Below are 12,616 nucleotides of genomic sequence, written 5' to 3' on the forward strand. Positions count from 1 at the left end.
ACGTGACGATCGTACAGAGAACCGGCACCGGGCCGAGCCGCGGTACGGCAGCGCTTGCGGCATTGCAAAAGGTGGCGACGTCCTTTGGCGTCATCCTGACCACGCTTTTAGGGCTCCTGGTGATCACCTTCGTAGTCGGGCGCATGGTGCCCGCCGATCCGGTCATTGCTGTGATCGGCGATCAGGCCGATCACGAGACCTATGAGCGCGTCTACAAGCAGATGGGCCTTGACCAGCCAGTCTACGTGCAGTTCGCGACCTATCTTGGAAACGTCGCTCATCTCGACTTCGGCCAGTCGCATGTGACGAAGAATCCGGTCGCCAGCGACCTTGCCCGCGTGTTTCCGGCGACGCTGGAGCTTGCGACCCTGGCAACCATCATCGGTGCAAGCCTCGGCATTCCTCTCGGCATCATCTCTGCTGTCAGGAAGGGCACCTGGGTCGACCACGTTGCGCGCATTGTTGGACTTCTCGGGCATTCGACGCCGATCTTTTGGTTGGGAACGATCGTCATCCTCGTCTTCTACGCGAAATTCGGCCTCATCCCGGGAAGTGGTCGTCTGGATGTCTACAATGAGGGTCTGGTGGAAGGGCCGACGAACTCGATCCTGGTCGACGCGATGCTTGCCGGCGAATGGGAGGTTTTCCGCGACGCGCTTTTGCATGTGGCTGCGCCTGCACTCATCCTCGGCTACGCCGCGATGGCTTATCTCAGTCGCATGAGCCGCAGTTTCATGCTCGAGCAGTTGCGGCAGGAGTACGTGCTGACCGCGAAAGCCAAGGGCCTCGGGCAACGCGCCATCGTCTGGCGTCATGCATTCCGCAACATCCGGGTCCAGCTTTTGACGATCGTCGCCCTTGCCTACTGCGGTCTGCTCGACGGCACGGTTCTCATCGAGACCGTCTTTGCCTGGCCAGGACTTGGTCAGTACCTGACCTCTGCGTTGTTCTTTGCGGACATGAATGCCGTCCTCGGCAGCGTGCTTCTGATCGGCATCATCTCGATTGCCATCAATCTGCTGTCGGACCTGACCTATCGCTTCCTCGATCCGAGAACCCGGTGACATCATGGCGACACGCTATTTTAACGATCTCCACAATTGGCTGATCAACGAGGATTTTTCCTCGATGCGTCAAGCTCGTCTGCACAAGGCCTATGTGCTGTGGCTTAGCCTTATCGCCAATCCACTTGCCTTCGCCGGATTTGTGGTCGTCGCCGCATTGATCGCAATTGCAGTCCTTGCGCCGCTGCTGGCAAATCACGATCCAATTCTGCAGGATCTCACCATGGCCCTGAGGCCGCCGTCGGCGCTCCATTGGTTTGGGACAGACGAGTTTGGCCGCGATGTCTATTCGAGGTTGGTCTATGGCGCACGCACGACGCTTTATATCAGCATCCTTGTCACCGTCATCGTCGCTCCGATCGGCTTTGCGATTGGTGCAACAGCCGGCTACCTCGGCGGCTGGGTCGATGTCGTTCTCATGCGCATCACCGATATTTTCCTATCCTTTCCAAGTCTCGTGCTCGCGCTGGCCTTCTCCGCCGCCCTTGGGCCCGGCATCGAGAACGCCGTCATTGCCATAGCCCTGACGGTGTGGCCGCCAATCGCACGGTTGGCGCGCGCCGAGACGCTAACGTTTCGCTCAGCCGATTTCGTCGTCGCTGCCGAATTGCAGGGTGCAGGCATGGGCCGTATCCTCTTTCGCCATATCGTGCCGCTTTGTGCGCCGTCCATCATCATCCGTTTGACGCTCAACATGTCGAGCGTCATCCTGACGGCGGCGGGATTGGGATTCCTTGGGCTTGGCGCGCAACCGCCGATGCCGGAATGGGGCGCCATGGCGGCATCCGGTCGGCAATATCTCCTCGATGCCTGGTGGCTGACAACGGTTCCAGGCGTTGCAATTCTCCTTGTCAGTCTCGCCTTCAACCTGCTTGGCGACGGACTGCGCGACATCATGGATCCCCGAAATGCCTGACCTTTTTCAGCCGATCCTCTCGGTCAAGAATATGTCGGTCCAGTTTCCGACCTTGTCGGGCGCCGTGACGGCGGTGAAGGATATCTCGTTCGACGTCGGACGGGAAAAGGTCGGCATCATCGGTGAATCCGGTTCCGGCAAGAGTACCACCGGGCGCGCCATCATGCGCCTTCAGCCGGCAAACGCGCGCGTGGTGGCCGAGGAGATGCGTTTCGAGGAGGTGGACCTGCTTGGCGCCAGCGAGGCCGACATGCGCGCGATCCGCGGCCGACGCATTTCGATGATCCTTCAGGACCCGAAATATTCGCTCAATCCGGTGATGACGGTTGGCGAACAGATTGCCGAAACAGTCATTCTGCACGAGCGCATCGGGCGGCGACAAGCACGTCAACGCACGCTCGCCATGCTGGAGCGTGTCCATATTCGCGACCCTGAGCGCGTCTTCAATCTCTATCCGCACGAGGTTTCGGGCGGAATGGGCCAGCGCATCATGATCTCGATGATGCTGATTTCGTCGCCATCTCTGATCATTGCCGATGAACCGACATCCGCTCTTGACGTGACCGTTCGCCAGCAGGTGCTGTCTATCCTCGATGACCTGATCGCCGAACGCGACATCGGCCTGATCTTCATCTCGCACGATCTTAATCTGGTAAAGAGCTTCTGTGATCGTGTGATCATTATGTATGCGGGACGCATCGTGGAAACGCTTGAAGCCTGCCGCCTCGACCATGCAACGCACCCCTATACCCGGGGTCTTCTGGAAGCCCTGCCAAGCCTCGATCACCCGAAGGACAGGCTTCAGGTCCTGCGACGCGAAGCGAGCTGGGCGGAGGCATGAGATGACGATGATATCCGTTAGCAATCTCGCCGTTTCGTTCGACAGCGGTGATGCGCGCAAGCACGTCGTCAAGGACGTTTCCTTTGCTGTCGATCCAGGCGAGACATTCGGCCTTGTGGGGGAAAGCGGCTGTGGCAAGTCGACTGTTCTTGGAGCGCTTGCCGGCAGGCTCAAAAACTGGAGCGGCACTATCGGTATCGATGGAGAGGCTATTTCCCGAAAGCGCTCGCCTCAGCAGCTGGCAAAGCAACAGATGGTGTTCCAGGACCCGTTCGGCTCACTCCATCCACGCCACACGATCGGCCGCACTCTGCTCGAGCCGTTGGAGATTCACGGTCTTGGCCAGCGCCAAGAAAGGGTAGAGGCAGTCCTACGCGACGTTGGGTTGCCGGCGTCCTTTCGCCATCGATTCCCGCACCAGCTGTCGGGCGGCCAGCGCCAGCGGGTGGCGATCGCGCGTGCATTGATCTTGAGGCCCCGCATTCTGCTTCTCGATGAACCGACGTCGGCTCTCGACGTGTCGATCCAGGCAGAGATCCTCAATCTGCTGAAAGACCTGCGTGAAAGAGAGAAGCTGACCTATATTCTCGTCAGTCACGACATGGCCGTCATAGCGCATCTGTGCAACCGTGTTGCGGTCATGCAAGACGGCGTCTTCGTCGAGATCGCAACCCGTGAGCAGCTTCTCAAAGGGCAGGTCGCGCACGCCTATACAAGAACATTGCTTGACGGCAGTCGCGGATACGTGCCCACCCGTGCAAGGAATTAAGTCCAACCATCTTGCTTGCAGCGCTGTTCGAATTCGTGAGCGACGCATTTCTGCGACGGCTTTCGGACCTTCCTTTCCATTGTCGATCTCGTGGGATGCACAAGAAAGGCGTTCGCCGATCAGAGCCTAAGCGGCTTCCATGGCACATCTGACAAGCCTCTATGATGGCTGTTGGTCTGCTCTGGCGAAATCATGACTGGATCTGGTTCGAGCCGGTCATCAGCCACTCGGCGATCGCTCGAAGTCGAAGATGCTTTGCGTAGCCAACGCTGCAGCTCCTCTTGCCCAGGAGCTCGCAACCCAATCCGGTTGAAGCTCGGGTCGTGAGAAGAACAGGAATTCGTTCATCGATCGCTTGAGAGGCCCCAACAGCGCTTCACCGAATTGAACGGCCTCGCCTCCCACGACGATAATCTCGGGATCGAATAGATTCACCAAATCGGCCAAGTGTCTGCCGATACGTGATCCTGCTTCCTGTAGAATTGCAACGACAGTGTCCTCGCCCGCCTCGGCGGCGGCCACGAAATCGGTCCGGGTCGCCGGTTCACCCCGTTTGCGCCCCCATTCCGCGATCATGTATGGTTCCGCAGCATGGGCCATGAGACACCCGCGGCGTCCGCATTCGCACAGTTCACCTTGCGGTATCGTTGTAATATGGCCCAATTTGCCTGCCGCGCCGTTGCTGCCGTGGTATATTTCCCCGTTCAGGACGAGTGAACAGCCAATCCCAGCGCCGATGGCCAGGGCGGCGAAATTCCGGTGGTTGCGGCCCGCCCCGAACAGCTTTTGGGCGATAGCGAAAGCGTTGACGTCATCGTCTATCCAGACCGGCGCATGCACACGTTCGGCCAGGAGTTCGGCGAAGGGAAGATCATACCAACCAAAGCGCGGACTTTGCAGACACACCCCTTTCTTTGGGTCGACTTCGCCAGGAATCGACACGCCTATACCCATTATATCCTGCTCTTTGCGACCTGCTTGCGCCAACAGGCGCGGGATCGCATCCTTGATCGCCTCAATCATGCCCTCGGGGGAGGTGTTCGCGACGGCTGTTTCCATGGTGGCGAGTGGGATGGTGGCGAGATCAGTCAGCACACAGTCGATGCTGTTTCGATTGAGCTTGAAGCCCAGGGCGAGGTGAGCCTCGTAGTTGATGTCTACGGGGATCGGACGGCGACCGTTTGAGCTTGTGACGGCCTCCCGCTCTACAAGGAGCCGGTCTTCGATCAATTCGGTGACGACAAATGTTACGGCCGCCGGACTGAGACCAGTGATCACTGCCAGCTCGGCCCGAGATACCGGACCCCGGTTTCGCAGCAAGTTCAAGATCAACCGCCTGTTTAAGGCGCGTGACGTGCTCGCATTGCCTTTCAAACTCTACCTCCTCGACTGAGTTAGTTTATTTCGTAAATTAACTCTTGTCCTAACTCAGAAGGTAGGTTAGCTTTTCGGCGTTGGCAATGAGGAGGAGACCGCGGCGCGAGATTTTTCTGGCCCGCATGTTCTCAAGCAAATTCACGTTCAAGAAGTCCGACCGCTGGTCCGTTCTGGCCCGGCGAAGCTTTGTCCTGGGAGGATTTTGAATGACACCGAAAGATATAACCACTCTGCTTAAAGGGGCGCCCGCGTCCCGACGCCATTTCCTAATCGGAGCCGGGACGGCACTCGCCGGAATATCACTGAGCGCTCCCGCTCTTGCCCAGAGCAAGGAAATGACGATCATCTCCAATATCGGCAACGCTTCGCAGCGCGAGGTCCTGCAGCGCATTGCCAGCGAGTACGAGAAGGTAAGTGGCGTCAAGGTGACCATCAACAACATGGATCACGAGGCTCACAAGACTGCGATCCGAAGCTATCTTGTGGTCGGTGCGCCGGACATTTGCTTCTGGTTTTCGGGTAACCGCATGAAGGCCTTCGTCAAGCGGGGGCTCTTCGACGATATCTCCGATCTCTTTGAACGCGAGAACTACAAGGCAGTGCTGGGCCCGACATTGAATGCCGTGACTGTCGACGGAAAGCAGTATGGCTTGCCCCTCGGCGGGCTGCTGTGGGGGCTCTTCTATCGCAAGGACGTCTTTGCTGAGAAGGGGTGGTCACCCCCGAAAACGATCAACGACCTGCTTGGGCTGGGCGAACAAGCCAAGTCCGCAGGAATGGTACCTGTGAGCATGGGGACCAAGGCGATGTGGCCCGCGGCCGGCTGGTTCGACCATATGAACCTGCGCATCAACGGCCTGGAAAAGCACATGGCACTGATGGATGGCACGATGTCCTATACCGATCCTGCGATCCTGCCTGTCTTCGATAAATGGGCAGAACTCATCAACGCGGGGATGTTCAGTGCCAACAGCACCTCGTCTGGCTGGGAACAGGCTTCTGCAGCCTTGGCGCAGAAGAAAGCGGCGATGATGGACCTTGCAGGCTTCATCAAGTACGGCTTCCCCGAGGGTCAGCAGGATCAAATCGCATTCACACCGTTTCCGCAGGTTGTGGAAGGCGTGGCGCGTTACGAGGACTTTGCGCTGAATTCGATCCACGTCCCGAAGAATGCCAAGAACAAGGAAAGCGCGCGTGACTTCCTTGCTTATTTCTACAAGCCCGACAACCTTTCAGCCTTCCTGGAGACGGAAAGCGCCGTGCCGCCTCGCAGCGACTGCCCTCCGAGTAAAGACCCGCTCGTGAACGCGGCCGTCGAGTCTCTCAAGACCGTCGAGGGCTCCGCGCAGTACTACGACCGGGATACCGACCCGGATATGGCACAGGAAGGTCTTAAGGGGTTCCAGGAGTTCATGGCGAAGCCCGATCGGCGCGACCAGATTCTGGAACGGCTCGAAGGTACGCGAAAGCGCATCTTCAAGACCTAACCCCATCGCGGTCGCCTGTTTCTCCCCGGAGCTGTACCGCAGAAGGCAGGGCTGCAGATTAGCGGCAGCCCTGCCTTCTGCGAGCCAACCCAGCGTCTGGGGCTTGGACCCATCAACTTTTCCTGGAGTAGTCCTGAATGTCCACTCTCTGGCGACGCCATCGACATTGGATAACGCCGACATTGTTCATCGCACCGGGTGCCCTGTTGTTTGGGGTGGTGATCATTGTCGCTTCCATCGAGACGATCTGGGTGTCGTTGTTTGAATGGGACGGCGTTGGCGTAAAACAATGGGTCGGTCTGGCCAACTATGTTCAGCTGCTGAATGACCCGCAGTTTTACATATCGCTCAAGAACAATCTCATCTGGCTCGCAATGTTCATGCTGGCGCCACCGCTCGGATTGGCGCTCGCGCTGCTCCTGAACCAGCCTATCCGCGGCATGCGGATCATGAAATCCCTGTTCTTTGTGCCGCTGGTGCTCGCATCTGTTACGGTCGGCGTTGTCTTTACTTGGGTCTATGACCCGAGCTTCGGACTTCTCTCGCTTATCTTCGGATACTTTGGGGCGAGCGCACCCGCGTTGCTTTCCGACGAGCATTTCGTGACTTTCGCGGTCGTGGTCGCGGCCTTGTGGCCACAGGTGGCCTTCTGCCTCGTCCTGTTTCTGGCGGGCCTCAACAATCTGAGCGAAGACCTGATAGGGGCTGGGCGCGTCGACGGTGCGCGGGGCTGGCCGATGCTGTTTCATGTCGTTCTTCCCCAATTGCGCGAAGTCAGTTTCATCGCCTTGGCGGTGACGGTGATCGGCGCGCTTCGGTCATTCGACATGGTCGCGGTGATGACGTCGGGAGGGCCGTTCGGCTCCTCGACCGTCCTTGCATATCAGATGTACGAGCAGTCAATCTTTTCCTACCGTTTCGGCTATGGCGCGGCGATCGCGACGGTACTTTTCGTGATCATGGCAGCCTTTATCACCTGGTACTTACGCACGCTTCTCAGGCCGGAAAGGGAGGGACTGTGATGTACCCAAGGTCCATACCGGAAGACGTGCCGGTTCGGCGGTTCGCGTATGGTGCGATGGTCGCTTTGATCCTCGCTCTCTGGCTCGTCCCGCTGCTGGCAGTCATGGCGACGTCGCTGCGATCATTCGAGGAAGTGATGGCGGGCAACTATTGGGGTTGGCCAAGGAGCTTCAATTTCATTGAGAACTACACGGCTGTGTTCACGCAGACCGCGATGGCGCGATACTTCCTCAACAGCCTGATCGTGACATTGCCGTCGGTGGGCGGCGTACTCGTTCTCTCCACGCTGACAGGCTTCGTGCTGTCTCGCTACCGCTTTCGCGGGGCGGATCTGATGTTTGCGCTATTTGTCGGGGGAAACTTCCTTCCAGCCCAGATCATGATGATCCCGGTCAGGGATTTGATGGTCTCCATCGGACTCTATGATACCTACTACGCGCTCATTGTTTTCCACGTGGCCTTTCAAACGGGCTTCGCGACACTCTTCATGCGCAACTTCATCGCCGCGCTTCCAGACGAGCTTTTCCAAGCCGCCCGCGCAGAAGGCGCGTCGCCATGGCAGACACTTTGGCACGTTGTTCTCCCGTTGATCCGACCGGCGTTGGCAGCACTCGCGATCCTGACATTCACCTTTGTCTGGAACGATTACTTCTGGGCAATCGTGCTGACGCAGAGCGATGCGGTAAAGCCCGTGACAGCCGGCCTTAGCAATCTGCGAGGGGAGTGGGTGTCGGCGTGGAATCTGGTAGCGGCGGCAACGATCATGGTCGCAATTCCTCCAGTCGTCATGTTCTTCCTCATGCAGCGGCACTTCATCGCTGGCCTGACCGTCGGTGCGGTCAAGGGCTGAGGCGAAAACTCAAGGAATACATAAGATGGTCAGTGTCGAACTTATCAACATCGAGAAACATTATGGGGGCTACCATGCCCTTAGGGACGTCAACCTGGTCATCGAGGAAGGTGAGTTCGTTGTCATGGTCGGGCCGTCGGGATGCGGCAAGTCGACCTTGCTGAAGACGATCGCCGGCCTTGAGACGACCAGTTCGGGAAAGCTGCTGATCAGGGGACGGGATGTGACCAGACTGGAGCCTGGCGACAGAGGCATTGCCATGGTGTTCCAGTCCTACGCGCTTTACCCGCACATGAGCGTTGCCGAAAACATGGGGTTCGGCCTCAGAATGGCCAAGCGACCGAAGACCGAAATCGATGCCGCGGTTGCCCGCGCCGCCACAATTCTTCGACTTGAAGAGCAACTTGAGAAGAAGCCGAAGCAGTTGTCCGGCGGGCAGCGGCAGCGTGTTGCCATCGGCCGTGCCATCACACGCTCGCCCGACGTATTCCTGTTCGACGAGCCTCTTTCCAATCTCGACGCCGCCTTGCGCACCCAAATGCGGGTCGAGCTGTCGACGCTCCACTCCCGGCTCGCATCAACGATGATCTACGTCACCCATGACCAGGTCGAAGCGATGACAATGGCGAGCCGGATCGTTGTGCTCAATCAGGGCACAATCGAACAAGTCGGCGCTCCGCTCAGTCTCTACAACAACCCCGACAACGTCTTCGTCGCTGGCTTCCTTGGAGCGCCCCGCATGAACTTCGTCGCGGGACGGGTGGCTGAAACCAGTGGATCGGGTGCGCGGATTACAGGTGCCGGCGGACTGGAGCTTGCTTTTGACCGTCTCACCGACAAGGTTTCGGTAGGCGATACGGTTACGGTCGGTGTTCGGCCCGAACGGCTTCGGCTCGACGACGACTTCGCCGAAATCCGCTTTCCTGGCAACGTGCGTCTGACCGAGTATCTGGGACGAGAAACGATCGTTTACGTCGACGCCGGACCACTGGTCACGACAGGATCGGACAGCGGCACGACCGTTTTCACCGTTCAGATCGCGGACGTCAGACCCTTTCAAAACGATCGCTTGGTGTCGGTCGGCTTCGATCCAGCCGATGCCTACCTTTTTGGGCCCGGCGGCAAAACCATCACCCCTCCCAAGGCCGTCGCGACAATCTAAGCAAGGATGAAACAGTCATGAAGCGTACCCCTCCTGCGCCGCTTTCGGTTTGGCGCACTCTCAATCTCGATGACTTTCTCCTGGGCGTTCCACACTATCCGGAGCCCTCGACTGCGAACTTGGTCGAGCAATAGATCCCCCAACCAGCATGGGACTCGTAGCCGCCGATGGACGAGATGTTGAGCACGTGCCCGGAGCGCTGGCGACGCATGTGCGGCAGCACCGCGCGGGTAACCTTCAAGAGGCCAAACACGTTCGTGGCGTAGAGCTTCCCGATCTCTTCCGTGGTCGCTTCTTCCACGGCACCAAGCAGGCCGAATCCGGCATTGTTGAGCAGCACGTCGATCCGGCCGAAGCGCTTGAAGGCCGCTTCCGCTGCCTTGTGCGCAGAGGCTTCATCGGTCACATCCAATGATACGGCGAGCAGATTGCGATGATTGCCGAACTTCTCCTCAAGGCCCCTCGGGTTGCGCGCCGTCGCGACGACGGCGTCGCCTGCATCGAGGGCCTCTTGGGCGATGAGGGCGCCGAAACCACGCGATGCCCCTGTGATGAACCAAACACGCATGACGATCTCCTTTGTCCGTTGCGCTGCGATTTGCCTGCGCAGTGAAGGTAGCGTATTGGCATAGTTGAGAGAATCTACGCTGTGTTTAACGACTTACTGAGAAAAATTCATCAATGAAGCGTGTGCGCTCCACCGATCTGGCGATCTTCCTCGCGATCGCAAATCACCGAAGCTTCCGGAAGGCATCCGTCGAACTGGGTGTCACAGCCTCCGCCCTCAGCCATGCATTAAGGGCGATCGAAGAGCGGCTGGAGGTTCGCCTGGTCCACCGGACGACCCGCGGGGTGGCCTTGACCGAGGCCGGCGAGCGGCTGTTCGACCGCATCCGCCCGGCATTCCTCGACATCGACGCGGCACTTGAAGACCTCAACAGCTTTCGCGGCCAACCGTATGGCAAGCTGCGCATCAATGCGGCGCGAGCTTCCACCAGGCTTGTTCTGTTGCCCATCGTTTCCCGCTTCCTGAAGGCCTATCCCTCCGTCGAGGTCGAGATCGTCATCGACGACGCGCTCGTCGACATGGTGTCATCGGGCTTCGACGCCGGTGTAAGGTTTGGTGAAAGCGTAGCCGCCGATATGATCGCCGTGCCGATCGGTCCGCGCCATCGTTTCGCGGTGGTTGCTGCGCCAAGCTATTTCGAGAACAGGGGCAAGCCGGTGACGCCGCATGACCTGCGCGATCACGAATGCATACGCTACCGCTTTGCCGCAGGCGCGTTCTATCGATGGGAGTTCGAACGCGGCGGGATCGAACTGGAGATCGAGGTTGCAGGCTCTCTGACGTTGGGCGATCAGGACATCATCCTAGATGCCGTGCTGCACGGTTGCGGTCTCGGATATCTTTTTGAGGAGCAGGTCCAAAGGGCGGTGGCCGATGGCAGGCTGATACCCGTGTTGGAAGACTGGTGCCCCTTCTATCCGGGCTTTTTCCTCTATTATCCGAGCCGCCGGCAGTTGCCGACGGCGCTGCGCGCCTTCGTGGATTTCGTGAAGGTCGACAGAGCCCCGGCTCAGGTTTGAGGCTTCAATTCGTTGTAGGCGGCGAATTTCTTTTCGAATTCGCGGCGCCAGCCGATGAGTTCTGAATGGTCGGTTTCCCACTGTCCCTCGAAACGCAGATCGAGGTAACCGAGCGTCGCTGCGAGCGCGAAGTGGCCGCCGTGCAGCCGCCTGCCGATGTTCGGCAGGTGCACGCTGAGATGGTTCAGGCCACTGACTGCCTTCTTCCACTGGCGGTCGATCCAGGGTTGGTGCACCTTTTCTTCGTCACGGAAGCGTCGCTCGTAGACGATTGCCAGCAGGCAATCGCAAATGCCATCGCATAGCGCCTCGAGGATTTCCGCCTCCGTCCGTTTGCCGTTCTTGGAGGGGTAGAGCTTCTTGCCTTTCAGCCGGTCGAAATAGTGCATGATGGCGACGCTGTCGAAGATCGACAGCCCGTCGTCGGTCAGCAGCGTCGGGATTTTGCCGAGCGGATTGTTATCGACCAGGAGTGCCGGACCGGCGTTGGTATCCACCCGGATTTCAATGGCATCGAGTTCCAGGTAGCGCGCGGCCATACGTACCTTGCTGGAATAGGGAGACGTCGGTGCGCAAAGGATCTTCATGGTCGCTTTTCCATATGGTGATGTTTCGGCGCGACTATTTCGCGCCGGCAAGAGTCGGTCAACCATCCTTTGCCGCCTTGCTTTCGCCGCGTAGCCAGAACGCGCGATGCGAGGCGTATCGGTCCTGTGCGAGGTGGTCCTTGAGCACAGGAAGCAACACGTGCAGTTCGTCCTTCAGTGTAAACGGCGGATTGACGACGATCAGTCCGGAGCCGGTCAGCCCTGTGATGCCGCGATCGCTGCGCACGCTGAGTTCGGCGCAGAGCATCTTCGAAATATCGAGGGCCTGTAGTGCCTCATGGAATTCCTTGATCGGCGCGCCCTTCTTCAGCGGATACCAAAGGCAATAGGTGCCGCCGGGGAAACGGCGGTAGGCCTTCGCCAAACCATCCACCAGCCGTTCGTATTCGCCGTCCTCCTCGAAAGGCGGATCGACGAGAACGATGCCGCGCTTTTCCTTCGGCGGCAGATGCGCGCCGAGCGACAGCCAGCCGTCAAGCTCGGTGATGCGTGCATGATGATCGCCCTCGAAGAGCCGATGCAGCCGCGCGAAATCCTCGGGATGCAGCTCCATGGCGGAAAGCCTGTCCTGCGGGCGAAACAGCATGCGCGAAAGCTTCGGAGAGCCAGGATAGAAGCGGATGCCGTCCTCCGGGTTCAACTCGCGGACGGCGGAAAGGTAAGGCTCCAGCAGTTCCGCGACCTGCGGAGCGAGGCCCGCCTCCAGGAGCTTGCCGATGCCATCGCGCCATTCGCCGGTCTTTTGGGCCTCCTCGGACGACAAATCGTAAAGCCCGATACCCGCATGGGTATCGAGCACGCGGAAGGCCGCGTCCTTTTTCTGAAGGTAGCGGATCAGCCGCGCCAGAACGGCGTGTTTGAGCACATCGGCAAAATTGCCCGCGTGGTAGATGTGGCGGTAGTTCATTTTCGCTGATGCCCGTGATGAATTC

The 12,616-nt window shown here is 58.9% G+C and carries 12 protein-coding genes and 1 pseudogene; 9 read left to right on the plus strand and 4 right to left on the minus strand.

Features of this window, described 5'->3' with window-relative positions; genetic code table 11:
- Positions 1-2 precede the first annotated feature (2 nt).
- The 4 genes from WGT02_RS24705 to WGT02_RS24720 all read left to right on the plus strand — a co-directional run bounded on the left by WGT02_RS24705 (position 3) and on the right by WGT02_RS24720 (position 3,590).
- Positions 3-1,064 carry an ABC transporter permease gene (locus WGT02_RS24705; protein ID WP_375679560.1) on the plus strand — a complete coding sequence of 354 codons (1,062 nt, stop codon included), beginning with the start codon at positions 3-5 and terminating at the stop codon, positions 1,062-1,064.
- A gap of 64 nt (positions 1,065-1,128) precedes the next feature.
- The gene (locus tag WGT02_RS24710) at positions 1,129-1,980 is read left to right on the plus strand and encodes an ABC transporter permease (RefSeq protein ID WP_339151235.1); all 852 of its coding nucleotides are present in this window, start codon (positions 1,129-1,131) and stop codon (positions 1,978-1,980) included.
- A complete protein-coding gene (locus WGT02_RS24715; protein ID WP_208247178.1) occupies positions 1,973-2,821 on the plus strand; it encodes an ABC transporter ATP-binding protein in 849 nt (282 codons plus the stop codon). The genes WGT02_RS24710 and WGT02_RS24715 overlap by 8 nt, the downstream gene beginning before the upstream one ends.
- Before the next feature lies 1 nt (position 2,822).
- Positions 2,823-3,590: an ABC transporter ATP-binding protein gene (locus WGT02_RS24720; protein WP_339151213.1), complete on the plus strand. Its 768-nt coding sequence runs from the start codon at positions 2,823-2,825 to the stop codon at positions 3,588-3,590.
- 219 nt (positions 3,591-3,809) lie between these two features.
- On the opposite strand, the gene WGT02_RS24725 is transcribed toward WGT02_RS24720, so the two are convergent.
- Positions 3,810-4,964 (minus strand): ROK family protein, encoded by a 1,155-nt coding sequence (locus WGT02_RS24725; RefSeq protein ID WP_208247180.1) that lies wholly within the window; start codon positions 4,962-4,964, stop codon positions 3,810-3,812.
- Positions 4,965-5,173: 209 nt separating this feature from the next.
- On the opposite strand from WGT02_RS24725, the gene WGT02_RS24730 reads away from it, so the two are divergent.
- The 4 genes from WGT02_RS24730 (at position 5,174) to WGT02_RS24745 (ending at position 9,489) form a co-directional block, all read left to right on the plus strand.
- Positions 5,174-6,454 carry an ABC transporter substrate-binding protein gene (locus WGT02_RS24730; RefSeq protein ID WP_208247182.1) on the plus strand — a complete coding sequence of 427 codons (1,281 nt, stop codon included), beginning with the start codon at positions 5,174-5,176 and terminating at the stop codon, positions 6,452-6,454.
- A 137-nt stretch (positions 6,455-6,591) separates the two neighbouring features.
- Positions 6,592-7,476 carry a carbohydrate ABC transporter permease gene (locus WGT02_RS24735; protein WP_208247184.1) on the plus strand — a complete coding sequence of 295 codons (885 nt, stop codon included), beginning with the start codon at positions 6,592-6,594 and terminating at the stop codon, positions 7,474-7,476.
- On the plus strand, positions 7,476-8,327 hold the full coding sequence (locus tag WGT02_RS24740; RefSeq protein WP_208247186.1) for a carbohydrate ABC transporter permease: 852 nt from the start codon (positions 7,476-7,478) through the stop codon (positions 8,325-8,327). The genes WGT02_RS24735 and WGT02_RS24740 overlap by 1 nt, the downstream gene beginning before the upstream one ends.
- 25 nt (positions 8,328-8,352) lie before the next feature.
- Positions 8,353-9,489: an ABC transporter ATP-binding protein gene (locus WGT02_RS24745; RefSeq protein WP_208247188.1), complete on the plus strand. Its 1,137-nt coding sequence runs from the start codon at positions 8,353-8,355 to the stop codon at positions 9,487-9,489.
- Positions 9,490-9,592: 103 nt separating this feature from the next.
- Here WGT02_RS24745 and WGT02_RS24750 read toward each other — a convergent pair.
- A pseudogene (locus WGT02_RS24750) lies at positions 9,593-10,057 on the minus strand (SDR family NAD(P)-dependent oxidoreductase); the annotation flags it as partial.
- A gap of 113 nt (positions 10,058-10,170) precedes the next feature.
- Here WGT02_RS24750 and WGT02_RS24755 point away from each other — a divergent pair.
- Entirely contained in the window at positions 10,171-11,076 is a 906-nt protein-coding gene (locus WGT02_RS24755; protein WP_208247194.1) for a LysR family transcriptional regulator, read from the plus strand.
- On the opposite strand, the gene WGT02_RS24760 is transcribed toward WGT02_RS24755, so the two are convergent.
- Together WGT02_RS24760 and WGT02_RS24765 are read right to left on the minus strand one after the other, a co-directional pair.
- Positions 11,067-11,663, minus strand: a complete 597-nt coding sequence (locus WGT02_RS24760) for a glutathione S-transferase (RefSeq protein ID WP_024318605.1) — start codon at positions 11,661-11,663, stop codon at positions 11,067-11,069. The genes WGT02_RS24755 and WGT02_RS24760 overlap by 10 nt on opposite strands.
- A gap of 58 nt (positions 11,664-11,721) precedes the next feature.
- Complete coding sequence (locus WGT02_RS24765) at positions 11,722-12,591, minus strand: 23S rRNA (adenine(2030)-N(6))-methyltransferase RlmJ (protein WP_024318604.1); 870 nt, start codon at positions 12,589-12,591, stop codon at positions 11,722-11,724.
- Positions 12,592-12,616: the final 25 nt, after the last annotated feature.

The sequence above is a fragment of the Rhizobium sp. T1470 genome, assembly GCF_042140505.1.
In the GTDB taxonomy this organism is placed as follows: Bacteria; Pseudomonadota; Alphaproteobacteria; order Rhizobiales; family Rhizobiaceae; genus Rhizobium; species Rhizobium favelukesii.